Origin of the sequence: Streptomyces albospinus (genome assembly GCF_014648695.1) — a bacterium.
Taxonomy (GTDB): domain Bacteria; phylum Actinomycetota; class Actinomycetes; order Streptomycetales; family Streptomycetaceae; genus Streptomyces; species Streptomyces albospinus.
The window spans coordinates 218,094-242,451 of the sequence record NZ_BMRP01000010.1 but is presented as its reverse complement, the minus strand read 5'-3'; the positions used below and the strand labels follow the sequence as shown (position 1 = coordinate 242,451).

Below are 24,358 nucleotides of genomic sequence, written 5' to 3'. Positions count from 1 at the left end.
ATGCACGCATCAAACTGCGCCACCTCTACCCCAAGCATTAGCCGCGACGATCTACTAGGTGCCGTGCGGCCACGCCGCGAAGTTACGCTTTTCAGGGCGAGTTGACCCTGAGCAGCGCCAAGGGCGGCGCGGCGACCGAGTGGCTCTCGCAGCCCCCGCCGGGGCTGAACGCCGATCGGGCACCGGGCACGCGAGGGGCTCGATGCCGGGCTCGGCGCTACAGCCCGACGTGGTGACGCCCCGTACCGAATCCCCGTCTACGACCAGCAGTCGAGCGGTCGCCGCCCCGGCAGGCTCGAATCCTATGACGACGTAATGGCTCACCCACGCACACTAACGCGAGGGTGCGCCGCCCTTGCGCCGGTCACCTCGGGGTGCCCCATACCCAGGCGGGTGACCGTGATTTGCGGCCACTCCGGCGGCGGACGGGGCGCCCGGGCGTTCACCGGTCCGTTTCCGCCCGCTCGACTGTGCGCCGGAGTTCGGCGATGTGTCCGGCCAGGGCTCCGGTCTGCACCAGCGGCTCAGCCCCCCGGTGAAGCACGTCGCCAGAGGCACCCCGTGAGCAGGGGTCCGCAAGCAGGTCCTCAGACGTCGTCGCGCTGGGGGCTGAGCCGCAGTCGCCCGCGGTGCGGTGCGAGGGTCAGTAGCGGATCGTGCCGGGCCTGGAGGTGTGCGGGATACGGGAGTTGCCGCCGTTGGGCGCCATGGAGAACGAGCCGCCCTGAAGCGGACCGGGTGTGTAGCCGCCGCTGGTCAGCGCCTGCGGGGCGGCGGCGTCGAAGGGCTGTCCGTCCACCGTCACACCGGAGAAGTCCAGCCGGCTGAAGGACGGGTAGCTCTGGGTCGGCGATTCGATGACGGCTTCTGCGCTGGCGTTCTGCCCGTTCAGGTTCTGGTCGATGTGCTCGGACCAGCCCTTGGTGGTGTCGCTGAGGGTCAGCGTGTAACTGCCGCCGCCGTTGGAGACCACCGACGCGGTGATGCTGTCCCCTTCTGAGACCGGGTCGTTCCAGTAGACCGGTGCGGCCGGGTACATCTCGTACCAGGCGGACAGGACAGGCGAGCCGCTGGAGCAGTCGGTCTGCACTCCGGCCTGCTCCACCGACTGTGAGCCGTAGCCGTCGATGCCCACCCAGGGGGCGAAGAGGTCGTTGGCCGATGTGCAGGTGACGTGGGGTTCGGTCCATGAACCGGTGATCGTGGAGAACGAGCCCTGTGCCACGTAGCCGCCCCAGTTGCTGTCCTGGAGACGGGGACTCTGCGGGCCGTAGCCGTGGGCGCCGGCGGTGGAGGTACCGACGCCCGCCGGTGCCAGCGCGGCGGTCAGCAGCAGTACGGCCGCCGTGGCCGTCGCGGCTCTGGATCTGCCGATGTTGCCGGCGGTGCCTGTGGATATGCCCATGAGGCACGCTCCTTGAGGGGGAAGTGCGAGTGGGGGGGGGTCGGCCGACCGGGCTCATGGTGGGCGTCGTCGGCCGGGACCCTCAAGGAACAGGTGGCGACCGGAACCCGCCGTGGCGAGAACATGACATGTACGCTTGAGGCGAGCGCGATCGCTAACGGACCTGACGGACCTGGATGGTTGCGCCGTGATTCCCGAAGGGGGTCAGGGTGGCTCTTCACGATTCCCGTGCGGCCTCGGCCGGGCTCCTCGAAGCCCTCGGGGTACCAGAGGCGGAAGAAGCCGCCTATCTTTGTGTCCTGGCCAGCGGGGGCTGCACCGCCGCATGGCTCGCCACGGAACTCGCCACCACGAACGAGCGGGCCGAACGACTGCTGCGCTCGCTCACGGAGCGCGGTCTGCTCGACCGGTGCGACGATGCGCCCGCCCGCTGGGCGGCTGCCGCCCCCGACCTCGCCGTGGAGGCGCTGCTGCTGCGCCGCGAGGAGGAACTGTGCCGCGCCCGCGGCCGGATCGGCGAGCTGATGCGTGCCCACCGCACCGCCCGCAGGCCGCACGCCACCGACCTGGTCGAGGTGGTGACCGGCACAGCGGCCATCGCGGACCACTGGCGGCGGATGCAGGCCGGTGCGCGACAGCAGGTGCTGCTCTTCGACAAACCGCCGCACATCGTCCGGTCCGACCCGGAGCTGGAACTGTTCCTGCTGGGACGGGGCGTGCGGATACGAGTGGTGTACGAGGCCGGTTCGGTCAACGCTCCCGGGCGGCTGGCCGAGATCCGTGCGTGTGTCACCGCCGGGGAGCAAGCCCGTGTGCTGTCCGAACTCCCCTGCAAACTGGCCGTGGTGGACGACCGCTGGGCGATGCTGCCCCTGTCCACCGGATCGGAACTGCACGGTGCCATGCTGGTGCGAGCCTCGTCACTGCTCGATGCACTCGTCGGGACGTTCGAGGCGTACTGGAACCGGGCCGTGCGGGTGCCGGACCCGGACACCCACTCCTTGGTCCGCGCCTCCGGTAACCGCCAGGCGGAGTTGCTCACCTTGCTCTGCGCGGGATTCACCGACGACAGCATCGCCCGGCAACTCGGCGTCTCACCACGCACCGTCCAGCGCTGGGTGCGCGAGGTGATGGACTCCCTGGGAGCCCGCACACGCTTCCAGGCCGGTATCCAGGCAGCCCGCGCCGGGCTGCTGTGAATCGTGGCGAGGCCCGACACCAGGGGCCGGACGGGGGCCGCCCCCGGTTCGGTCAGTGGTGCCAGACCCGCCCGTACGCGCCACCGGCCAGTACAGCGTTACCGAGGTCGCCGTCATGGCACTCGAACTTCGGAGGCCACCATGTGTTCGTGGCCATGGCAGTCCGACTCAGGACAACGCCGGGCCCCACACCTTCCATGCCTCCAGAGCAGCGCGGCCTCACGGCCCGGCACGGAGCCCTTTTCCCACCTCACGTTGAGACGTGGTGAAGGGCGACGACCTCGGCCGCGGTGGCCAGGGCCTCGGTGATCCGCCACTCGGAGCCGCAGGAGTCAGCCGCTTTGCCCTGCCGCAGTCGGACCGCGGCGGTCACCGGCGGGCTGCTGGGGTGCAGATCGTGGCCAGCAGCGCGTGCAGGGTGCATATCCTTTTGAACCGGCCGGACTGGGCGCCTTGCTTGGCGGGGCCGACCACGCGCTTGCGGGTGGAGTCGACGTCGATGAAGGCGACCCCGTCGGCGCTGGGCAGCAGCGTGGTGCGCAAGGCCAGATTCCGCCGGAACTCCGGTGCACCGGATCCCCTTGAACGCCACCGGCATGGCGCCGTGCCGAAGCCGGTCGGCGTCCTGAATGCTGTCAGCTCCCGCGCACATCGCTGCCACCCATGAGGTGTCTTCGCTGCCGAGTTCGCCTCGGCACTGTTGTCGGCGCTGTCGATACGTACCGTGGCGCGGACCAGTTGTGAAATCCATCGCCGCTCAGACAGGCACATCACCGGGACCCGGCCAACGTCCGCGACCACATTCCGATCGTCGAAGACGGCACAGACTCCAGGGGCGGCATGGCGAGATTGCACCTCGCGGATGTTCTCCTGCTCTGTGGATATGGAACCGTAGGAAGTCCCATCATCCCAGGTCAAAGGGCATCCGCGTCTTCATGTCCGGGCTTTGGACGAGTCATTGCTCGGTGGATCGGGGCCTACTCAGGGCTGGGCGACGCGCTGATCTGCTTGGCGTAGGTCTGGGTGTACTTCGGGATCAGCGCCTCGATCCGGTTGACGTAGTTCTGCGTCTCGGGGATCTGTGGGATGCCCCGGGCCTTGAGCACCGCGCCGGGGCCCGCGTTGTACGCGGCGAGCACGAGCCGGGTGGGGTCGCCGGGGATGCCCTTGACCTCTTTGAACAGGTGGCACATGTAGGCGCCCTGGGCCGGGATGGCGTCAGCTGGGTTCCACACGTCGGCCTTGCCGCCGCCGGTGTAGTCCTTGCCCCACTCCGCCCAGGTCGACGGGTGGAACTGCGCGATGCCCTGGGCTTGGCCAGAGTCCGCCCGCGGGTTCCAGTGGCTTTCCGCGTCGAGTTGCGCGGCCAGCATCGGAACGCTCAGCTCCGGACAGGTCTTGGCGGCCGACTGCACGGTCGCCAGATACTGATGGGGAATAGTGGGCAGCGCGGGCGGCCGGGTCAGCCACCAGACGACGCCGAGGGCGGCGGCGACTACGAGTACGGCTCCGAGAGTCAGGCTCACCAGACACCCTCGGCGGCCGGAGCGCCTGGTTCCTGTCGCCGCCCGAGAAGCGCGGTACGTCGTGGCGGGCGACGACACCCCCCAGAAGGGGCGTGCGGGCTGCTGCCCTTCTCGCCATACCTGGCCGCTGCCCGTCGCTCCGGCTTGCTGCTCTTGCATGTGCCCAGTCCGTCCGGTCGGTCATCCGGTGATCTGTCGATGACAAATGGGACGCATTGCGCTCCGCGTTAGTTGCAAGATCGCGCAATCGAGCGAGCGTCTATGGGGATCGCCACATGAGGGAACCGGCCTCGGTCGGCGCCGCGATACCGCCACCAGCGCTCTAGCCTCGACGACGGCTGAACTCTGCCCCTCTGACGGAACTCACGTGACCAAAGTGGGTCAGGATTCAGCCGACGCCGACACCCAGAAGGCATTCCGGCGCGGACCACCGGTCCCGTGCTGCACCCAACCGGAACAGCCCCGTAAAACGGTGTCGCGCCAGGGAACGGCAAGTCAAGAATGAGTCAAGCAGTTGCGTCAGCGTGCAAGTATGAGCCAGACCCTTCGAGGTTTGAAACAAGGCACCTCGTTCGGTGAGGCGTCTGCACGGACACCGGCCACTGACCCCACGACGTCGAGAGACGCCCAGGTTCAGGACAGATCTCCCCGACTTAAGGGGTGTTCCCAAGTGGCTGCCCCACAGGATTACGCCGTGCAGTGCCAAAGCTCTGACGAGTTGGGGTGAACCAGTCACGCGGGCCGGTCTGCTCTTTGCCGAGTCGTTTGGCGCGATCACGCGCCCCGGCCGGGAGGAGGCGAGAGTCATGGATTGCGGTCCCAGTAGTCCGGGCCACAGTAGGCCCCGCCTCCGCCTGTTCTCGCTCTGTCCCGGCATGCGGTAACCACCTTCTGCGCGTACTCGCGCCCCTGCGCTTGCGCCCAGCACCCGTGCGGCCTGACGCCGTCCCGGGCCGCTGGTCTGCGCGTGCAGTGTGTGTGTTGCCTAGACATGCCCGAAACCTCCCCCTTCGGGGGAACGGGAGGTCTGTCATGACCGAAACGACGCTCACCCACCCCACCGCTCCCACACCGCGCAGCGCAGTCCTTGACGACGCGCACGTCGGCGACATCCGCGGTGCGCTCGGCACCATCAAGCAGGACGACACCGGCGAACGCCGGGGCCTGTCCGCGAAGTTCAAGACGCTGCTCGCGATAGTCGGGCCCGGCCTGATCGTGATGGTCGGCGACAACGACGCCGGCGCTTTCGCCACCTACGGCCAGGCCGGTCAGAACTACAGCCCCCAGCTGCTGTGGACCCTGCTCCTGCTCATCCCCGTCCTGTACGTCAACCAGGAGATGGTGCTGCGCCTCGGCGCGGTCACCGGCGTCGGCCACGCCCGCCTCATCCTGGAGCGCTTCGGGAAGTTCTGGGGCGCGTTCTCCGTCATCGACCCGTTCCTGCTCAACGCGCTGACCCTGGTCACGGAGTTCATCGGGATCACGATGGCCGCCGGCTATCTGGGCCTGCCGAAGGCCGCCTCGGTGATCCTGGCCGCCGCCATCATCACCGCCTCCGCCTTCACCGGCTCCTTCCGCCGCTTCGAGCGGATCGCCGTCGCCCTGTGCGCCGCCTCGCTGCTCCTGGTCCCGCTCTACTTCATGCTCCACCCCAAGACCTCGCAGATGGCGCACGACTTCGTGGTCCCGGTCATCCCCGGCGGATACGGTGAGCTGGCCACCGTCATGCTGCTGATCATCGGCATCGTGGGCACCACGGTTGCGCCCTGGCAGCTGTTCTTCCAGCAGTCGTACGTCATCGACAAGCGCATCACTCCGCGCTTCATGAAGTACGAGAAGGCCGACCTGTGGATCGGTATCGCGATCGTGGTCATCGGCGCAGCCGCCATGATGGGCCTGGTCGCCGCCGCGTTCGCCGGCACCAAGGGGTTCGGGAACTTCACCGACACCGCCGGCCTGATCACCGGCATCGCGGCCAAGGCCGGCAAGGTCGCCGGCGTCCTCTTCGCCATCGCCCTGCTCGACGCCTTGATCATCGGCGCGTTCGCCGTGTCGCTGTCCACCGCGTACGCCATCGGCGACGTCTTCGGAATGAAGCACTCCCTGCACTGGGGGATCAAAGGCGCCAAGGGCTTCTACGCCGTCTACGCCGGCCTGGTCACCGCCGCAGCCTCGATCGTCCTGATCCCCGGCCCAGCGCATCGCCGAAGTCGCCACCACGGCTCCCCGCACCTGACACGGGCCGCAACACCGCACGGGCGCTGCAGTTCGCACACCACTGAATCGTTCACCCGCCCTCGGTCACGCCTGCCCTTGTGCCGACCGCGCCGCTCAACGGAGGTGACTCCCGCATGTCCGTCTTCACCGCAGTCCACATCCACCGCCCCGCCATCCACCGCCCCTCCACCCGCAGTTGGAGCAGCGGTCGTGCCGTCCTCGGCTTCCTCGCCACGACGGTACGACGCATCGCCGACAGCCCTCTCGACAGCCCGGTGCTGCGCACGTTCCCCGGCTCGGCCTCCGCCAAGGCCACGCCCGAGGACCGGCCCGCTCGCCCGCACGCCCACTGGCGCACCGTCACCGGCTCCGACGGCCGCCGGCACCTCGAAGCCGACTGGCACGTGACCCCCTGACGCCCCAACACCCCCGCGCACAGCAAGAACCACGCCGGCATCACCTTCCCCGCCGGCGAGAGCGGGATAGGACGGATACCTGCTCGCCCCTATGAGCACAGCGCCGCGGCCCCGCAGCACACCTTGACCACGCCCACCGACCACACCCCAGCGCGCCTGGCTACACGTCCTGTATCGGAGCCTGGGACGATCCAGCGACTCGGGTGGGGATGCCCGCGTCGCCGACCGCCTCGCTGCTGTATTTACGGGCTCTGGCGCTGATCTTGTGACGAGGCTGCCCGCCAGGCGTGCTTGTGGACCCGAGCAAGTGGTGCTGCTTCTCGCGGGTCAGTACCGGTGGCCGGGCCATTGCGAAGCCTCCCAACGGGCCGGCCCAGTGAGGCCGAGCAGTCGAACGCGGTGGAGCGGACCGTCGGATACAGCGTGGGTCTGCAGGCGTGCGGGGACATGGCGGACCAACCAGGTCGTCAACTCGGCGCACATCGTCTCCTCGTCGTGCCAGGTGTTCCACGGGAGGCTGTCACCGAGCAGCTCGTACTCCCAGTGGTCAATAGCTTGGGCCAGACACCGGTCGGACTGCGGATGGTCCAGTGCTTCCCAGGTGGCGAGCCAGGAGCCGACTTCGCCGGAAGCCTCGGCGCACAGGGCGAAGACCTCATACGCCGGTTCGACGGCGCCGGGCGCGGTGAGGCTGTACAACCACCAGGCACGGAGGAACTCCCAGACCGCGGCGGCCTGCGGTGCGGACCATTCCTGCCAGTCGCCGCGGGCGAACGAGGCGCCGACCTCCTCCAGACCCAAGAGGCGTTCTACGCGGCCGGCGACAAGGGCGGAGGCGAGCTCGGGCAGGATGCGTCGAAGCACCGCCGCGTGGTCGCTCCAGTCAGATGCCTGCCAGGTCCGCCGGAGCAGGTCGGCCCCCAGCACCGCCTCCGGCGCCTTCAGGAGGCCGAGTTCTTCGGCACTGCCCCAGTGGCATTCGCAGTTGCGCTCTTCGGGGCGCGCGGTCTCGCCACGGAAGGCGTCCGCCACACCTGCCAACGCGTCATCAAGGCGGAGCCGTGCGGATGGCGGATCGAAGTCGGTCATGCAGTTCGCCTTTGAAGACTCCAGAAGCCTGCGGCAACCGAAGATCTCCACCATACCGCTGAGGCCACTCGTGCCGCCGCGCGGTATCCGAGAGCTCCCCTCGGCCGCGCGGCAGGCATCCCGGCATCGAGTCGGGAGTGTTCAATCAGCGCCAGATCCTGTTTACGTGGGCTGCTGTTCCGCCTTGTATTCACTCGGGTGGTCCGGCCGCGTAGGTGCCGGGTGGGCCGCCAGGTGTCGGGCGGCGGCGAGCAGAGCCGGGAGGTGCGGGTTGGCGGTGCGGTAGAGCAGGCGATGGCCGCTGCGGCGTACCGCGACCAGGCCCGCCGCCCGCAGGCGCGCGAGGTGCTGGGAGACGGCCGCGTAAGGGGAGCCGACGCGCTGCGTCAGCTCCCCGACCGAGAGCTCCCGGTGGTCAGCCAGAGCCTGTAACAGCCGCAGCCGGATAGGTCCGGCCACCGCCTTCAACACCGCTGTCACCGCGGCGATTTCGGCGTCCTTGAGCGGCACGGTTGTCGTGCACGGCGGGAAGAGGACGACGTCGGGCTCAGTGAGCGCATGCACCGGGCAGTCCCCTTTCCGCGGCGTAGGCGAGGGTGCGGGGTTCGTCGTGCCGGTGCCAGTGCACGTCGAGCACGGACGGCACGCCGGAGAGCATGTCGACCAGCCGGTCCAGCAGGCCGGTCTCCGGGCCGTCCAGGGTGACCAGCATGTGCACGTTAGTGGTGAACGCGTCGTACGGACCGGTGTGCACGGCCTCGACACGGGCGCCGGGTCGGCTGAGGGCCAGCACGCACAGCGCACGCACCTTGGTCTCCGCTCCCCGGTCGCAGTGGACGTGGAAGGTGACCAGTTCGCGGGACCGGGACGACGTCGTCTCGGTGCCGGGGTGCCTGGCCTGTTTGCGGCGGGAGCGGGGCAGGAATCTCATGACGGTATCCCTTGGAAGCTCGGCGTCAGGAAGACCAACGATCCGGTCGTCGATCGTCCCTTCATCAGGGGCGGGGCTTGGTCGTGGCCGATGGCTCGAAGGCGTAGCCGATCTGCCGGACGGTGCGGATCAGTGCACGGTGTCCGGGGCCGAGCTTCTGGCGCAGGCGGGCGATGTGTACGTCGACCGTGCGCATGTCCCCCACGGGGGTCTGCTGCCACACCAGTGCCATCAGCTGCTCACGGGTGTGGACCCGGCGCTGGTTGGCGACCAGATGGGCGAGCAGCTCGAACTCCATGCAGGTGAGCTTCAGTTGCCGTCCGGCGACCGACACTCGGCGGGAGTCGCAGTCGACGACAAGGCCGCGGATGCGGTGGACCGGCGCCCGGGGCAGATCCGCGGCCTCATGCGGGGACGACAGTGGATCTGGAACGGCGTGGAGCCGGCGCACGCTGGTAGGCCGGTCCAGTCGGGTGCGGCGGACCGATCGGTGGTGGAGGTTCATGGCTGCTTCCTCGGGTCGGGGTGCTGGCGGCGAAGGGCATGGCGAAACCCGCCACATGCCTTGTCTGGGAGAGGTGTTGACGGCGCACGGAAGCCGCCCGCCCTGCGAGCGCGCAGCCCGGCCGCCCGGGTCGGCGAAAGCCGCACGGGTGCCTGGCAAAGAGGGTTCGCGAACGCGTCGGGAAAGGTGGTTACCGCGTACCGGAGGTCGAGAACGCCGTACGGATACGGATCAGGGGCCTACTGTGGCCCGGACTACTGCAACTGCAATCCATGTTTCTCGCCTCCTCCCGGCCGGGGCGCGCGATGGCGCCATACGACTCGGCAAGGAGCGCACCCGTCCCAGGGACAGGCTCACCCCAACTCGTCAGAGCTTTGGCACTGCACGGCGTAATCCCCGTATTGGGGAAGCCACTTGGGGTCACCCCTTAAGTCGGGGAGACCTGTCCTGACCCTGGGCGTCTCTCGACGTCGTGGGGTCAGTGGCCTATGTCCGTGCAGACGCCTCACCGAACGAGGTGCCTTCTTCAAACCTCCACAAGTGTGCCTGACGCTTGCACATCAACGCAACCAAGAGGTGGCACGGATAGGGGTGTGGTCATGGTCGGCGGTTCGGGCGTTCGTCCCAGCGGTGAGTCGTCCATGCCCGCCGGATCAGGCTGCGCACGGTGATGATCGTGTCGGTGAGGTCGAAGAAGGCGTCGATGACGGTGGTGCGCCGCTCGTAGCAGCGGGCGAGCCGGTGGAAGGCGTTGTGCCAGGCGTGGGTGCGTTCGACGTGCCAACGCTTACTTGCCTGGATGGGCGCCTTCTCGCCTTTGCGTGCGATGCGGCCGTGGAGGCCGCGTTCGTTGAGCAGGGCGCGGGTCTCTTCCGAGTCGTAGCCGGCGTCCAGGTGCACGGTGACGTCGTCGGGCAACGGACCCAGGTCGTCCAGGCGGTCCAGGGTCGGGGCGAGCAGCGGGGAGTCGTGGCGGTTGGCGCCGGCCAGGACACGGCCCAGTGGAATGCCGTGTCCATCCGTCATGCCCGAGCGCTTCAGGCAAGGAGGCGGCGGCCGGGGTCGGAGCCGACCACCGCCTCGATGACGACGTCCAGGACCGCGTTCTCCTGGAACCACTCCGAACTGCTGGTGGTGGACGGGACATCGGTCATCGCCGGTGGGATCAACGACTGGAAGGACGGCTACCTGGACACCGGCCATCCGGTGACCGATGTGGATCTGGCGCTGACCGGGCAGGCGGCGCGCACGGCCGGGCGCCATCTCGACCAGCTGTGGTCCTGGACCTGCCGGAACAAGAACACGGTGACCAGCGTCTGGTTCTCGGCGTCCAAGGGGACGGACTGCGTGCCGCGCATGGAGCAGAGGCCAACCCGACGCCTGCCGGGCCCACCGGGGACGTACCGGTGATCGCCGTGGGCGGGTTGGGTCTCGGGATCAGGGAGAAGGACGAGAAGTCCGGGTTCCGTCCGGAGCTGCCGTCCGCGCCGGACACCAAGTGCGTGGTGGGGGTGCCCGACAGCACCAACGCCGACCACGACTACGACACGGTCAACCCGGAGGGGAGCGCGCTGCGCGCCCTGGGGGAGAGCGCGCAGAAGAGCGTGGTGCTCTCGCAGCAGGACCTCAACTCCACCTGCCCGCCGCTCCCCCGGTACGACATCCGGCTCTATGACATCCTCGCCGCCAGAGAACCCGGCGGCCGCCGCCCAGTTGGAGAAGGACCTGCTGGAGCCGGAATGGCGGTACTCCAAGGCGACCGCGACGTTCGACTACGAGCGCGGGGTCAGCGCCGACTACCGGTGAAAGAACTCCCGGTCACACCGGGTCAGCCGTGCTGGAGGAGACGGAGAAGCGCAGCTCCAGCCTCCTCCAGCATCACCGTCGGCGTGTCATTCCCCGACAGGCTCCTCCGCCGCGCTCGACAGAGCTTGTGTCGGCGTGGGTTGGTCACCCACTCCCAGCGGCACCCAGTAAAACTTGGCATTCGACGACCCGCCCCACCGTGTGTGTCGCACCCAGAAGCTTGCCCCCTTCGCCACGGCAATCGTCCCGGCCTGGTTCCCTGCAGCCCGGAGGTTCGCCCACCCCTGTCCCCCACTTCCCCAGGTGTCCGCAGTCGCATGTCCAGCGACGCCGCTGTCCACATTGACCGTCGCGATCACTAGCCCCGCGGTGTTCGCCCTGTAGGACCAGGTACCGGTTCCGGTGGTCTCGTAGAACATGGTTCCTTGCTTCACCAGGTCGGCTGTTCCCGCAACGGACATGTTGCGCATCCAGGCCGTCTTGGTGTTGCTGTCCGCCACGAAAGTGTCGTAGACATCCAGCTTGTGGCCTGACGTGAGATCGACGTTCGTGCCGACACTGATGCCCGACTTCGACGAAGTGACATCGCCGTCGATCCTGATCCCCGCCACAGCCTGGACCTGACCACTCACGTTGAGCGCGCCACCGACCTTCGTGGTCCCGCTGGTGGACTTGACGCTGCCGTCGACACACAGATCCCCGCTCGCTACCAGTTCCTTCCCATCGACCACGGACACCGCGTGGTGGAATGTCGTCTCCCCCGCACTGCTCGTCGTCAAGGTGCCGTTGGCCTGGATAGGTCCGCTCACCGTCACAGCCGCAAGCGTCTGGTCCGTGACACACACCGTCAAGTGATCCCACCGCGTCACGAACCCGCCGTCCGGCGTGGGCGTCACCGTCTTCAGCGCGAACGCCGTGTCCCGCAGCACCTTCCCGGCCGGAACCGGATACACGCTCCCGCCCGGGATCGAGGGATCCGGCACACGCTCCCCGTCCATGTACAACTCGTGGTTGTCGCCGCGCACATGGTGCCACTCCAGCCGTACCGGATCACCGGCAGCGATCCGCGTAGCGGGCGGGCCGCCCTGTGCCGTGACGGCCACCAGCGCCCGCCCGACCCCCGGCGCGGGGTCCGCCCCGCTGCGGAAGGGGAACTTCGCGACGTCCAGCGTCCCTGTGTTCGGCACCTCCGGGATCGTGGAACCCGTCGTCGCCCACTCCTCGATCCCGATCCGGGCGACACCGGTCCTGTTGCTGATCGCGATGTTCTTCAGGGTGATGTACAGCCCGTCGACGGTGACTTCACTCGTCCCGCCCGTCGGCTCGACACTGAACCGCACCTTCGACGAGTCGCCCGTCGCCTCCCCCGCCGCAGGGAACACCGCCGTCTCCGCCGTCGGCACGGCGAGCAGGACATCCGGCTGCGGACCCACGATCGTCCACCCGGACTCCGGCTCGACATACGGCGCGATGCCCTCGCCCGTCAACGCCAGGTCCTGGGCCAGGGAGCCGACCGGCAGGACGATGGCGATGCGGCTGCACCGCACCGGCGTGCTGCCGCTGTTGGAGATGACGAGGTCGATGGACCCGTAGGCCAGCTCATCCTCGTTGCCGGGGCCGGACTTGGGCGGGCTGACGGTCAGCGGGTTGGGCACGGTCGTCAGGGCGTAGCTCAGCACGCAGTCGCTCATCGGCGGTCTCCTTCTGTCTGGTCGTCGGCCTTCACAGGACGCAGGGTGAGGCGGCCGGTGCGCAACGTCGGCGCGGGATACGGGTGGTGCGGTTCGCCGTCGGACGCGTACGTGGTGGCCTCGCTCCACGTGTCCGCCGTCTCGTTCTGCGCCCACGTCCACGTGCCGTACCGGTCGGACGGGCGCGGTACGACGAGCGCGGGCGGCTGCTCCCCGGCCCGTACTCCCGCCGGGTCCGGTACGTACTCGCTCACCGGCAGCGGGCCCAGCCGGAAGGACACCGGGAGTTCGGCCAGTGGCGGCTCCACGAGCCGGGCGGGCAGGCGGACTTCGGCGGCCGGCAGGACGTCCGTGGTGGCGTGTGTCGTGCCGCGCGGGTCGGCGAGCAGAGTGAGGTAGGCGGCGCTCCGGTGGTCGGGGTCGCTGCCCGGGGGCCGGGCGGGCAGGGTGAGGGAGGCGCCCGTACCGATTGGGGCGAAGTACTGCCGTGCCTCGTCGGGGAGTTCGTCCTCGCCGAGGACCGTGTGCAGCACCCGGTAATCCGTGTCGCGGTGCTCGCCGTGGAAGTAGCCGACGAGTCCGTCCGTCAGCTCGTTGCGTTCGCCGAGCCGGACCGGCCAGCGGTAGCCGGGGTACGCCGGTGCCTGCGGATCGCGCAGGTTCTCCCACGAGGGGTCGGTGTACGGCGGGCCGTCGAGGTCCATGTCGAAGCGGACGCGCATCAGCGCGAGCGGCCGTCCGACGAGCACGCTCGGGGTGTGCGGGGGCGCGGCGTCCCCGATGGGGGCGGTGGTGGACAGGGTGCGGTCGATGACGGTGAGGAGGGAGCGCAGGGCGGCCGGGCCCCGGTCCGGGGCGACCAGCGCGGTCAGGAAGCCGTGCAGGATCGGGTGGTTGTCCCGCAGGTCGTCGATCTCGCGGTAGCGCGAGTACGGCAGCGGGTGCCAGGTCACTTGAAAGGTGCCGCTGGGCGGCAGGGTCGTGCGCAGCTCGCCGAGCGGGGTGCCGTCGGGGCCGTACGCGTACAGTGCGCGGTCCAGGTACCCAGGGACGAGCCAAGCGGACACCGGGGTCGTGTCCGGGTCGCTCGCGGTCGTCAGCGGGTTGAGGTCGTTCCGGGCGTCGAGCAGGGTGAAGCCGGCCCGGGCGGGCTGGGTCAGGCGGGGTGTGAGTTGCGTGAAGCGGTACCAGGTGGGCGGGTTGATGGTCCAGTGGCCCCGGCCGGGGTCTCCCGGGTCCTTCCACGAGGGAGTCAGTTCCTCGGGGAGTTCGGGTGCGAAGCGGCGGGCGGGTACGCCGACGCCGATCACGTCGCCGGGCTCGTTCCCGGGCGCGAACCGCAAGGCCAGCGGGTCCGGGAAGATCGCGGGCAGGGTGTGCCCGAAGCGGTCGATGACGGCGAGCCGGGCGAAGGCGAACTGGCCCGCGCGCAGCGGCTGGTAGGGGCTCTCGTTCCAGCCGGTGAACGGGCGCGGGAGAGCACCCGGGTTGGGCGGCAGGGTGCGGCCGGACGCCTCGGTGAGCGCGATGCGCAGGTCGTCCGGCAGCTCGGAGTGGGGGTTGAGGGTGGCAGGGGTGGACGCACGGGCGGCGAGCTGCTCGGTGAAGCCCGCGAGGGGCTGCGAGAACCAGTCGGCGTCGTCCTCGACCTGCCGGGCGAGTGCCCGCAGCGCGGCGGCTCCCGGTCCCGGGTGGGTACGGGCGTACTGGCGCAGCGCGGCGGCCATGGTCTCCGAGGGCGTCTGGGTGAGGAACTGGCGGCCGCTGAGGCTGAGGGGGACGGCGTGGTCTCCGGTGCCGAGCCAGTGGTACTCGGTGCCGTCGAAGCTCCAGTTGGCGCGGTCCGCGTGGCCACCGTCCGGGTCGCCCTGCCACTCGATGGGGAAGTAGTCGACCTTCCACTCGAAGAACAGGGGCTGCCAGGGCTGCCGCCACTGTGCGGTGTACGCGCCAGGGGTGCCGATGGCGTTGGTGTGCGGGTCGCGCATGGCCGTGGCGAGCGTCTGCCAGTCGCCGAAGCCGGTGGCCCTCGCGAGCGTACGGGCGTTGGAGGACGCGAGGTGGAACAGCTCGCGCAGCAGGGCCGACAGCACGCCGGACAGCCCGTCGGGAGAAGGGATGTCGGGCGGCTTCGGGGTCTGCGCGTCGCTCGCGGAGACCGTGCTCCCCGCGACCCGTACGCCGGTGACGAGCGCGTCCGGCCAGCGGCACTTCAGCGGCGGGTCCTCGTCCTCCTCGCTGTCGTCGTACTCGCCTTCGCGCACCGCGTACGGGTCGGCGGCCGCCACGCGCTCCGGGTCCGGCGGGAGGGGACGGTCCTTCGTCCCCCGGATCACCACAACCGGGTCATTGGGCCGGTGGTAGCCGGGCAGGACAGCGCGCTTGAGGACGACCTCGTCCTGCGGGAGGCCGTGGTCGAGCTGGTACTGGACGATGGCGTCGGCGAGTTGCTCGGGAGTGTCTTCCCAGGGGATCGCGGCACGCAGCCGTGTCACCCGGTCGCGCTGGTCCTTCGCCGCCTTGGTGGCGTCCTCCACGCGTGCCGTGAGGTCCTCGCGGTACTTGCCGCCCGGCTCCCCCGGAGCGTCCGGCACCTTCGGCAGGTTCGCCGCCCACCACAGGTCGTAGAGCCGACGCTGCGCGGCGATGAGGTCCTGGACGGCGGCGTCGTGCGCGGCCTGGTCCTCGTTGAGCTTGGCGAGGGCCCGCGCGTACGCGCTGCGTACGGCACGCGGCCGACGCCTGCGCGCAGCCGGTTCCGGCATGCCGGGTTTCTCGGCTTCCTCCAGCACCCATGTGTATCCGCCGGGCTCGGGGGTGAACCACGAGGCGTGCAGGGCGCGTTCGGCCTGGAACTGGCCGTCGGGTTCCTCAAGCAGGTCGAGGACGCCGGAGTGCACGGCCGAGAGCAGGGCGGCCAGCTCGGGCGGGGATCCGGCGCGGCGCGCCGCGTACTCCTTGATGGCCTTGGTGGCGTGCTCGGTGTTGTTGCCCACGCCGATGGTGACGTAGTCGGGCCGGTCGGAGGCGGGCATGCCGCTGCCCCGGCGCTGCCACTGCACGTCGAGGGCGGTGCCGTGGCAGACCGTACGGGCGGTGTCGGGTGCCGTGCCCGTGGCCTTCCAGTGGAGCGCGGCCAGCCGTTCCGCGAGGTCCCCGGCCAGCGGGTCGGCGGCGGGGTCGCCGTACCAGCCCGCGACCAGGTAGTTGAGCTGGTAGACGGTGTCCGGGTCGAGGTCGTCCGTGCGGTCGTGCACGGAGAACACGTCGAGGTTGTACGGCTGGTACGCGGCGAAGGTAGGCAGCCCGGGGCCGACGGCGGTCAGGAACAGCCCGCCGGGCGTGCCGGGTTCGCTCCATGCACCGTCGGCGAGGCTGATGCGGCGGCCGATGCGGGTGAGGCGGCCGTCCCGGTCCATGTAGGTGCTGGAGCCGAGGGCCGGGTCCAGGTAGTCGCTCTCGACGATCCAGCCGGTGTCGGTTCGCTCCCCCGTGCCGGTGGCGACGGCCTGCCGGACGACGAGCCAGCGGTTGGGTACGAGCGGGAAGACGGGGACGCCGTCGCCCCTCTCATCCACGCCGTGGGTGAGGGCTTGCGGCAACTGCCAGTGCAGATAGACGCCTTCGCGGTCGGGGTCGGCGTTGAAGGCCGTGTCGGTGTTGGAGAACGCGGGCGGTTCGGGCGACAGGTTCAGCCGGGTGAGGGCGTAGTTGGCCTGCCAGCGCTGGAAGACCTCGGCGTAGCGGACGCGTTCGTTGACGGTGAGCGCCTCGACTTGCAGGGGGACGACGAGGGGATGTGTCACGGCGCGGTTCTGCCCTTCTTCGGGGGTCATCGCGGTCATCGGGCCGTCCCGCGGGTGATGAGCTGACGGCGGGGCGCGTTGACGAGCTGGACGGCCAGACCTGCGGGGCCGAAGCGGTCCACGGCCGACTGACCCAACTCGGCCAGGCGCCCGCCGAGTTTGCGCAGCAGCCCGTCGGCGGCGGCGGGGCGCAGGTCGAGGACGGCGCGCCGGCCCGCGGGGTCGGGGCGCAGATACGCGTCGAGTCCGTCGGGGCCCTCGGGGTGCGGGAATGCCTCGCCGTCGATCTGCCGGGCGACGGCGGGCGGGTCCACGCGCCGCAGGTTGATCACCCGCCGCTTGCCCTGGCTGATGTCGACGCCGAAGGACAGGCCCTCGGGCGGCTCGGCCAGTTCCACCTCGTCGGGCACCTGCTCGAAGAGGACGAGCAGGACGTCGGGGCCGAGGACGTCCTGCCGGAGTACGGCGATGGGGGTGCGGGTGTCGTCGCCGTGGCCCCGGTACGGGCGGACGAGCAGCCCGGGGCATTCCTGGACGAGCGCGGACCGGATGAGCACGCCCGCGCAGGGGGTCGGCGCCTCGTCGTCACCGCGTGCCCAGGGTGCGGCGATCCGGGCGAGGCCGGCGTCGGTCTCGCCGGTGATGGCGATGCCCGCCGCGCCGGAGACGAGCGCGGTGAGCCAGCCTTGGTCGACGTAGAACAGGCGCAGGGACTCGGCGGGCAGGGCGTTGTCGTCGGGGACGAGGTCGGTGAAGGGGATGTTGTGCAGCAGGCGCAGCCGCTGCAGCCAGGCGCTGATCGGGGCGGCGGCGTCGGCGAGTTGGGCGGTGAGGGCGGTGCGCAGGGTGACCGGTGGGTCGGTGAGCAGCTCGGCGGTCCGTGCGGCCCGTGCGGCACCGCGCCGCCCGGCGGTCGGGGTGCGCCGGAAAGGGTCGGGCGGGGGCGCGTGGCGGGACTGTACGGGGTGCGTACCGGCCCGTAGCAGCCGTGCGGCGGTGCCGTCGGCGGCGAGCTCCTCGAGGAGGGTGCCGAAGGGGCGGGGGCCGAGGGCGCGTTCCGCCGCCCCGTCTGTCCCCCTCGCCCCAAGACCCACCGCCGCCAGCCGCTGCGCCAGCACCGCCGCCCGGGTACGGGCCTTCGCGTGCCACGCGGTCAGCATCGCCGCGAAGTCGGCGTCGGCGAGGGCCAGTGCGCGGCCCAGCGTCCAGGCCGCTCCCCAGCCCGCGTCGAACAGCCCCCACGCCTTCTCGTACGCCATCAGCTGCGCGGCGCTCGTCCAGCCGGCGGCGGGCGGGGTCGGCAGCGGCTGCGCGGGCTCGGCCGTGAGCGGACCCCGGTACCAGGCGTAGCTGCGCTCACCGGTCTCCAGTCCGTAGGCCAGCGGCACCCGGCCGGAGGCCAGCCGGGCGCGGGCGGTGGTGTACGCGGCGGGGTCGGCCCCGGCGGGCGGTTCGGCCGGGGGCACGGGTGTGCGCAGCAGCAGGTCGCGTTGCTTGTGCTCCTCGTCGGACTCGAAGAGGAAGTGCCGGACCCGGCCGACGAAGCCACCGTTCGCATCCGGTGTGCTGATGTAGGACCAACTCCGCAGCGCGGCGAGGCGGATCCGTACGTTGGCGGTCAGCTGTCCGGCGTCCGCGTCCGCCAGGATGGAGCGGCAGCCCTCCAGGGCGACGAGGTGCGCGGCGTAGCGGATCTCGTGCTCGCGGTCGGGCAGCCGGTTGGCGACGACGATCGCGTACGTGCCCTCGGCGAGCTGCTCGGCGCGCAGCCCGGGGTCAGGGCGGACGTCGCGGACGTGGATCAGGTGCCGGAGCTCGTCGGTGCGCGGGACGATCGTGGCGAAGACGTCGCCGGGGATGTCCACGGTGTGGCAGAGCGCCGTCGGGTCGCCCTCGATCTGCGAGGGTGCGATGCGGGGGTGGCGTACGCCTTCGGCGTCGGTGAGGAGTTCCTCCGCCGTCATGGGCACGGTCAGGGCCGCGGACTCGGGGTCGCCGGGCAGCTCGCCCTCGGCGAACAGGAGCAGGGCGAGCCAGGGTTCCTCGGGGGCCTCCACGAGGGCGGCCCCGGACTCGTCCAGGCGCCGCATCCACGGCAGGAGCGGATCGGTGAGCGTGAGGTGCGCGAGGGTCGTGCTGTAGTCGGAGCGGGCCTCGGGTGCCGGGTTGACGGCATGCACATGCTCGTCGGCGAGGGCGAACTGCGGGGCGCGGACCTCGAAGGTCTCCTCGACGGGTACGAGGTAGTCGTCGGCGCCTTCCACGCCGGGCAGGGTCTGCGCGGCTCGTACGCGGTAGAGGCCGGCGTTGATGGCGGGTTCGCGGTTGTCCTGGAAGCGCAGGACGAAGCTGGGGTCGGTGGCCCGCGCGGGGGCGCGGCGCTGGTCCGTCATCGGGCGGCCCCTTCCGAGGCGGTGGCGGCGAACACGGTGTAGAGGGCGGCGGAGGCGACGGTGCCGGGCGGCAGCTGCCAGTGCCCGGTGGCGACCGGCGCGTTGTCGTGGATCTCGACGACGGTGACGGTCGCGTCGTCGCAGGCGACGAAGGCGCGGGCGGCGTCCGGAGTGAAGGTGACGGACAACGGGCGGGCGTCGAGGGGGAGTTCACCGAGGAGGGCATTGCCGCTGACGACGGAGACGGCGGAGCCGTGCAGGACCCAGGCGCGGTCGGCGGGGTCGAGGGCGAGGGCGCGGGGGTCGGCTCCGATGGCGACGTCGTACTCGGCGATGGTGACGGGTGGCGAGCCGGGGCACTCGTAGAGCGTGACCACTTGCCCGGTCTCGCCGACCGTCCGCAACACGACGGCGCGACGGGCCGAGTTCGTGAGCATGGCCAGTGCGGTGCCGCGTTGCGGGAAGTTGTACGGCGTGTACGAGGCCCCAGGGGTCGGCACCGGCATCACCTGTACCTGGCCGTTGCTGCCCGCCGCCGCACCGTAGACGTACACCCGGCCGGACTCCCCCTGCGTGAGGAACGTGGGTGTCGCGGGCCCGTAGACCACTCCGAGCTTCGAGCCGGTGGAGGTGTCGTACGTGACGGTCTTGCTGCCGTCGTTGGCGTTGACGTACAGCCGCCCGGCCTCGACGTCGACCGCGATGCCACCGAAGCTCTGGACGTCCTGCCGGTCGACGTCCGTTTGAACGGGATCGGCGCCTCCGGCGAGGTCCACGGAGGCCGCAGCGACATAAGCCGGACGGGCCACGACAGCCCGGGAGTTGTCGCGTTTGACCGCGAGCACCGTCGGCTGCCCGGCCGGCTGGATTCCGGTGCGCGGCGGCCGTACCTGCTGGGCGACGACGTCGATGACTGCCAGTTGTTTCGGGTCCCTGCCGACCGCGTAGAGCGTCGAGCCGTCCACCGAGGTCGCCGCCAGGTACGGACCCGCCTGGCCCACCGGGGCCCGGCCGACGACGGCCGCCGTGTCCGGGTCGACGGACAGGATGGTCCCGGTGGTGTCGTCCAGGACGAGGACGACGGGCCCGGGGGCGGGCGGTTGGGGGTCCTCGGTGAGCAGCAGCGGGTCCGCGTCGAGTCCGGCGGTGCGGGCCTGCTCGGCGTATTCGCCCACCGTGCCGTTGGGCAGCGGGGTGTCGGGGCAGAGCCCCGCCAGGACACCGTGCATGCGGGTACGGGCCGAGCCCCCAGCCAGGTTGGCGATCTGTCCGGCGAGTACGCCCACACCCGCGCCGAGCGGTTCGGCGAGCTCGACGGGCGAGCCGGTGGGGCCGGCGTTCGGGTCGAGCGGGAGCGCGGCGTCGGGGTTGAGCTTCTCCGTGGCGAGGTCGCGCTCAGCGATCGGGCCGAGGTTCTGGCCGTTGGTCTCGGGCGGGGGGACGGTGATGCGCAGGCCGGTGAGGTGGTCGAGGAGTGGTTCCTGGCCGAGTGTGTCTTTTTGGGCGACATCGGGGTCGCCCCACAGCGCGAACGGCACGTTGCCGTGCTCCACGTCGATCTGCCACTTGCTGTCGTTCGGGAGCGACTGCCAGGAAGTGAGCTGTCGGCGGCGGGTGTTGCTGTACTCGACCGTGACGTGGAGCAGTCCGTCGATGTCCTTCTTCTTCATGGGCCGGATGTCGACGGTGCTGTGTCCCTCCGGCTCCCGGTCGTTGAACTGTGCCTGTGCCGCGGGCACGACGCTGGAGACGGCGAAGGAGAATCCGGCCGGGTCGGCCAGCCACGGCTCCGTACCGGCCTTGACCCTCGCCGCCCGCAGAGCCGGGTCGGCGTCGGGGTCGGTGAGCAGGCCGGTGAGCGGGTGCGCGGTGAGCGGGGCCTCGGGCGGGAGGAGCTGCGTACGGAACTCGTCCCAGGTGAGCGCCGCGGGACCGGACAGCGAGGCGCCGAACTTGACGGTGATCTTGATGAAGACGAACTTCGCGGTGACCGTGCCGCCCGTGGGTGGCCCCCACAGGTCGAGCGAGGCCCCGATCTCGCCGCTGACGGTGAACAGCAGCTTGACGCGGGCGCCCACGCGGATGGAGATCCCGGCGCGGAAGTGCAGGGGCGCCCACTGGATGAGCAGATTGGCCTGCGCGGTCAGCCAGGCCTCGACGTTCCCGGCCTTGTAGCGCACGTCCAGCATGCCGCCCGCCATGACGGCGTTGGGCGTGAGCGCGAAGTAGGCGCCGCCGCTGACGGTGACGGCCGAGCCGACGGACCAGGTGAAGCCGAGACGCGGGACGACCGGGAAGTGGCCGGGCTTGGTGTAGTCGGGGTGGTACCCGCCGACGGTGAGGACGAAGTCCCCGGCGTGCGGGCTCGGCCCGAACCAGGAGTAGAAGGCGAAGCCGCCGGTGAGCACGCAGGACGGGTCGATGACATAGGAGTCCACGAGCTGGGCGGTGGCGGCGAGTTCGCCGCGCGCGGACTGGTAGACGATCCGCAGGTCGACGCCGACTCGGGCGTATTTCTTCTCGCCCTTCCTCGGGAAGCTCGCGGTGGCGCGGCCGATGAGCGCGAGGGTGAGGGAGTTGCCGACTTCGAGGAGCAGCAGGACGCGGGCCTGCACGAATTCGAAGGAGGTGAAGTCGATGCCGCCGGCCAGCCAGATCTGGCCTTCGGCGGGCCTGACCCAGGGGTTGGGCCCGCCGGTGAGCACCGGGAGGGTCTTGAGGGGGTCGTCGTCGAGGCCGCCGTCCAGGCCGGTGACGAGCGGGAATTGGGCGATCTCGGTCTGCTCGGGGACGCGGACGCTGCTGTTGTAGCCGAAGCCGAGGGCGAAGCCGGTGACTCGGAACGGTGGCGGCCCGCCGAAGGTGCCCTGGAGCCGACCGAAGGCGAAGAACGAGGTCATGCCGTCGCCGCGCCGCTGGTACGCGCCGAGCGCGAGCGCTCCGAACTTCGGCATCTCGACGACGAGCAGGCCCTCGATCAGGATCTTGTAATCGTCGGGCGGGGGCTGGCGGTTGATGAGAGCGCCCGCGATGTGCAGCGGGTTGCGGCGCAGATCGACGGTCAGCCCCTGGAGGCGGGGTTCGGCGCTCATGGTGTCGAGGTCCAGGGCGATCCCGAGCCCGATGACGCCCAGGGTGAACCCGGAGGCGCCCATGCTCGCGTCGAACATCACCAGCACCTTGCCGGAGTCGAAGCCGGCGCCGATACGTTGCAGGTGCAGGGGGCCGAAGGAGCGGCCGATGTCGGCCCACGCCGCGGACTCCGGACCGCCGCTGCCGCTGTCCCTCAGCGCGAGCTGTTTCTGCCCGCCTCCTCCGAAGGAGACGGCGAGCGGGTCCTGTGCCGCGCCCGCGACCTCGTACGGGAGGGTGAGCACCGCTCCCTTGGGCAGGCCGGACCCGGAGTCGGGCAGCTTGCCGCCGGTCCAGCCGGTGGCGTCGAGGTCGGCGTTGACCAGTGCGACCTGGGCGGTGGTCAACGCGCCGCTGGTGACGAGGAATTGGATGCCGGTGATGCCGACGTCCACGCCCGGCGGGATCTGGCCGCCGACGAGCGGCAGCTGGGACAGCTTGGTGGGGCTGAGGTCCGAGATGTTCGCGGCGACGAGCAGGACGAGGGCGCGCGGGGTGCCCGGTACGGACGCGACGACGATGCCGCCGCCGGCCTCGGTGGTGGCGGACAACAGCAGCCGCCCGGCCGTCCTGTCGTAGCGCAGGCCGACGGAGGCCAGGGCGGGCAGGAGTCCGGCGGGGACTCCCGCGGGGACGGACAGCCCGACGGCAGCGGCGAGTTCACGCGCGGTGACGGCGGGGGTGCCGGTCCAGCGGGCGGTGAGGATACGGCCGGTGGGGTCGCTGTCGTAGTCGACGGCGAACTCCAGGACGCGCTCGGTCTCCTCGTCGAGCGGGACGGTCAGCCGCAGCAGTCCGGAGACCTGGGTGTGCCCGGGGGTGCGGTCGACGGTGACGGTGAGGGAGACGGGGAGCTCGTCGACGGTGAGGGTGGTGGTGCACGCGAAGGTGAAGTGGCCGTGGGTGTCGAAGGCGACGGAGAGTTCTTCGACGGTCAGATCGCGCAGGGCTTCGGGTACGTCGATGCCCAAGTGGCCCATGATGGCGGCTGGTTGAAGACCGACCGCGTGCGCGGTGAAGGCCCACCCGTCAGTGGAGGACCAGGTTCCGGCGACGTCCAGCACCCCCGCGTCGAGCTGCCACCGCGCCGCGAGCCCGGCCAGAGTCACCCCGGCCTGGTGCGAGACGGTGAGCACGACCTGGCTGAGCTTGATGCCGGTGACGGGCTCCCAGACGTCGGTGAGGGCGAGGTCGAGTCCGTAGCCGCGGTTGCCCGCGTCGGAGGCGAGTTCGGCCCAGAGGGTGAGTTCGCTGACGGTGAGGGTGGCGGGGACGGGGATGCCGGGGAAGCGGTCCTGGAGGAGTTGACCGGCGTTGACGGGCCGGACCAGGGTGCCGGTCAAGGAGCGGTCGGGGAGGCCGATTTCGACATCGATGGCGATGTCGTCGGCGAGCTCGACCCTGCCGCCGAGCGTGGTGAGGAGCTGGGGACCGGCGAAGGGGCTGAGCACGGAGAACTCGGCGTGGAGGTTCTTCACCGTGAGCCCGTCCAGCGGGCTCCACTCCCGGTCGAGTCCGACGGTCAGCTGGACCGTGAGGAGGCCACTCGTGCCGGAGGTCTGCGGGGAGTCGTTGCCCACGGTATAGGCGACCGCGAGGGCGGTGAGCGCCAGGCCGGTTCCGGGTGCGAGGTCGGGCGGCAGGTCGAAGCCGCCCGTACCAAGGGCCGCGAAGGCCGTCAGGTCGTCCAGTGCCGTGATGCGTACGGGCGTGAATTCGGCGCCGAGCCGCCAGATGGTGCCGTGTGCGGGCGGATAGCCCCACAGGTACGGCTTGGGGGCGGCCTGCGCGCTGGGGAAGTTCAGTTCGGCGCCCGCACCCACCAGTGCCTCGGACTGCTCGTTGAGGGCCGGTTCCACACCGAGCACCAGGTGCAGGGTGCCGAGGCCGAAGCGCTCCAGCGGGGTGAGGGCGTCGCGGAGTTCTTTGGGCAGGTCGGGTGCGTCGGCGGGCAGGGCGGCGTCGATCCGTACCCCGACGACGACGCCTTTGCCGGTGTCGGCGAGGAACCGTACCGCTGTGTGCGCCTCTGTACCGCTTGCCAGTGGCACGGTGCCGACGGCCGTGAGCCGGTCCACGTCGATCGCCGGTGCGCGCACTTGCAGTACGCCGTCGGCGAGGTGGTCGTGGAACAACTCCTCGGTGGGCTCCAGTTCAAGGAATTCGGGTGGGACGGTGAGTTCCGGCAGGCCTACGGCGGCCTGCAGGGTCGCGCGCAGCGTCTCGACGGTCAGCGCCATGG

General features: G+C 70.5%; 16 protein-coding genes, 1 pseudogene and 2 riboswitches. Of the genes and pseudogenes, 4 read left to right on the top strand and 13 right to left on the bottom strand.

The window, feature by feature from the left end; all coding sequences use genetic code 11:
• Positions 1–643: 643 nt before the first annotated feature.
• A complete protein-coding gene (locus IEZ17_RS16750; protein ID WP_189300855.1) occupies positions 644–1,405 on the bottom strand; it encodes a G1 family glutamic endopeptidase in 762 nt (253 codons plus the stop codon).
• 209 nt (positions 1,406–1,614) lie between these two features.
• On the opposite strand from IEZ17_RS16750, the gene IEZ17_RS16745 reads away from it, so the two are divergent.
• Entirely contained in the window at positions 1,615–2,604 is a 990-nt protein-coding gene (locus IEZ17_RS16745; RefSeq protein WP_189300853.1) for a helix-turn-helix domain-containing protein, read from the top strand.
• Between the two features lie 250 nt (positions 2,605–2,854).
• Here the strand turns inward: IEZ17_RS16745 and IEZ17_RS43845 are convergent, their stop codons facing one another.
• From IEZ17_RS43845 to IEZ17_RS16735, 3 genes are all read right to left on the bottom strand, one after another.
• Positions 2,855–2,977 carry a hypothetical protein gene (locus IEZ17_RS43845; protein ID WP_268249824.1) on the bottom strand — a complete coding sequence of 41 codons (123 nt, stop codon included), beginning with the start codon at positions 2,975–2,977 and terminating at the stop codon, positions 2,855–2,857.
• A complete protein-coding gene (locus tag IEZ17_RS16740) occupies positions 2,974–3,147 on the bottom strand; it encodes a hypothetical protein (protein WP_189300851.1) in 174 nt (57 codons plus the stop codon). The genes IEZ17_RS43845 and IEZ17_RS16740 overlap by 4 nt, the downstream gene beginning before the upstream one ends.
• Before the next feature lie 434 nt (positions 3,148–3,581).
• Entirely contained in the window at positions 3,582–4,130 is a 549-nt protein-coding gene (locus IEZ17_RS16735; RefSeq protein WP_229852318.1) for a lytic transglycosylase domain-containing protein, read from the bottom strand.
• Between the two features lie 560 nt (positions 4,131–4,690).
• A riboswitch (M-box (ykoK) riboswitch) is annotated at positions 4,691–4,860 on the top strand.
• 302 nt (positions 4,861–5,162) lie between these two features.
• On the opposite strand from IEZ17_RS16735, the gene IEZ17_RS16730 reads away from it, so the two are divergent.
• The gene (locus IEZ17_RS16730; protein WP_229852317.1) at positions 5,163–6,755 is read left to right on the top strand and encodes an NRAMP family divalent metal transporter; all 1,593 of its coding nucleotides are present in this window, start codon (positions 5,163–5,165) and stop codon (positions 6,753–6,755) included.
• Between the two features lie 335 nt (positions 6,756–7,090).
• On the opposite strand, the gene IEZ17_RS16725 is transcribed toward IEZ17_RS16730, so the two are convergent.
• From IEZ17_RS16725 to IEZ17_RS16705, 5 genes and pseudogenes are all read right to left on the bottom strand, one after another.
• Positions 7,091–7,852 carry a hypothetical protein gene (locus IEZ17_RS16725; RefSeq protein WP_189300849.1) on the bottom strand — a complete coding sequence of 254 codons (762 nt, stop codon included), beginning with the start codon at positions 7,850–7,852 and terminating at the stop codon, positions 7,091–7,093.
• Positions 7,853–8,014: 162 nt separating this feature from the next.
• Positions 8,015–8,416, bottom strand: coding sequence for an ArsR/SmtB family transcription factor (locus IEZ17_RS16720; RefSeq protein ID WP_229852316.1), 402 nt, complete (start codon positions 8,414–8,416; stop codon positions 8,015–8,017).
• Positions 8,400–8,783, bottom strand: coding sequence for a hypothetical protein (locus IEZ17_RS16715; protein ID WP_189300847.1), 384 nt, complete (start codon positions 8,781–8,783; stop codon positions 8,400–8,402). The genes IEZ17_RS16720 and IEZ17_RS16715 overlap by 17 nt, the downstream gene beginning before the upstream one ends.
• Positions 8,784–8,847: 64 nt before the next feature.
• Positions 8,848–9,288: a winged helix-turn-helix domain-containing protein gene (locus IEZ17_RS44445; RefSeq protein ID WP_189300845.1), complete on the bottom strand. Its 441-nt coding sequence runs from the start codon at positions 9,286–9,288 to the stop codon at positions 8,848–8,850.
• Positions 9,289–9,638: 350 nt separating this feature from the next.
• A riboswitch (M-box (ykoK) riboswitch) is annotated at positions 9,639–9,812 on the bottom strand.
• A gap of 73 nt (positions 9,813–9,885) precedes the next feature.
• Positions 9,886–10,326 (bottom strand): annotated as a pseudogene (locus IEZ17_RS16705) (transposase); the annotation flags it as partial.
• Between the two features lie 45 nt (positions 10,327–10,371).
• Between IEZ17_RS16705 and IEZ17_RS16700 the strand changes: the two are divergent.
• Together IEZ17_RS16700 and IEZ17_RS43840 are read left to right on the top strand one after the other, a co-directional pair.
• Entirely contained in the window at positions 10,372–10,698 is a 327-nt protein-coding gene (locus IEZ17_RS16700) for a phospholipase D-like domain-containing protein (RefSeq protein WP_189300843.1), read from the top strand.
• A gap of 261 nt (positions 10,699–10,959) precedes the next feature.
• Positions 10,960–11,094 carry a hypothetical protein gene (locus IEZ17_RS43840; RefSeq protein ID WP_268249823.1) on the top strand — a complete coding sequence of 45 codons (135 nt, stop codon included), beginning with the start codon at positions 10,960–10,962 and terminating at the stop codon, positions 11,092–11,094.
• An 86-nt stretch (positions 11,095–11,180) separates the two neighbouring features.
• Here the strand turns inward: IEZ17_RS43840 and IEZ17_RS16695 are convergent, their stop codons facing one another.
• From IEZ17_RS16695 to IEZ17_RS16680, 4 genes are read right to left on the bottom strand one after another with little or no spacing between them, the layout of a single operon-like run.
• Positions 11,181–12,749, bottom strand: a complete 1,569-nt coding sequence (locus IEZ17_RS16695) for a hypothetical protein (RefSeq protein ID WP_189300841.1) — start codon at positions 12,747–12,749, stop codon at positions 11,181–11,183.
• A gap of 32 nt (positions 12,750–12,781) precedes the next feature.
• A complete protein-coding gene (locus IEZ17_RS16690) occupies positions 12,782–16,630 on the bottom strand; it encodes a hypothetical protein (protein WP_189300839.1) in 3,849 nt (1,282 codons plus the stop codon).
• The gene (locus tag IEZ17_RS16685) at positions 16,627–18,984 is read right to left on the bottom strand and encodes a hypothetical protein (protein ID WP_189300837.1); all 2,358 of its coding nucleotides are present in this window, start codon (positions 18,982–18,984) and stop codon (positions 16,627–16,629) included. The genes IEZ17_RS16690 and IEZ17_RS16685 overlap by 4 nt, the downstream gene beginning before the upstream one ends.
• On the bottom strand, positions 18,981–24,356 hold the full coding sequence (locus IEZ17_RS16680; protein ID WP_189300835.1) for a DUF6603 domain-containing protein: 5,376 nt from the start codon (positions 24,354–24,356) through the stop codon (positions 18,981–18,983). The genes IEZ17_RS16685 and IEZ17_RS16680 overlap by 4 nt, the downstream gene beginning before the upstream one ends.
• Positions 24,357–24,358 lie beyond the last annotated feature (2 nt).

What these genes read in the sequence shown, in the direction of transcription:
- IEZ17_RS16700 (WP_189300843.1), top strand. Translation starts at nt 10,372, where the DNA reads ATGACGACGTCCAGGACCGCGTTCTCCTGGAACCACTCCGAACTGCTG.
- IEZ17_RS16690 (WP_189300839.1), bottom strand. Translation starts at nt 16,630, where the DNA reads ATGACCGCGATGACCCCCGAAGAAGGGCAGAACCGCGCCGTGACACAT.
- IEZ17_RS44445 (WP_189300845.1), bottom strand. Translation starts at nt 9,288, where the DNA reads ATGAACCTCCACCACCGATCGGTCCGCCGCACCCGACTGGACCGGCCT.
- IEZ17_RS16730 (WP_229852317.1), top strand. Translation starts at nt 5,163, where the DNA reads ATGACCGAAACGACGCTCACCCACCCCACCGCTCCCACACCGCGCAGC.
- IEZ17_RS43840 (WP_268249823.1), top strand. Translation starts at nt 10,960, where the DNA reads ATGACATCCTCGCCGCCAGAGAACCCGGCGGCCGCCGCCCAGTTGGAG.
- IEZ17_RS16685 (WP_189300837.1), bottom strand. Translation starts at nt 18,984, where the DNA reads ATGACGGACCAGCGCCGCGCCCCCGCGCGGGCCACCGACCCCAGCTTC.
- IEZ17_RS16680 (WP_189300835.1), bottom strand. Translation starts at nt 24,356, where the DNA reads ATGGCGCTGACCGTCGAGACGCTGCGCGCGACCCTGCAGGCCGCCGTA.
- IEZ17_RS16750 (WP_189300855.1), bottom strand. Translation starts at nt 1,405, where the DNA reads ATGGGCATATCCACAGGCACCGCCGGCAACATCGGCAGATCCAGAGCC.
- IEZ17_RS16715 (WP_189300847.1), bottom strand. Translation starts at nt 8,783, where the DNA reads ATGAGATTCCTGCCCCGCTCCCGCCGCAAACAGGCCAGGCACCCCGGC.
- IEZ17_RS16725 (WP_189300849.1), bottom strand. Translation starts at nt 7,852, where the DNA reads ATGACCGACTTCGATCCGCCATCCGCACGGCTCCGCCTTGATGACGCG.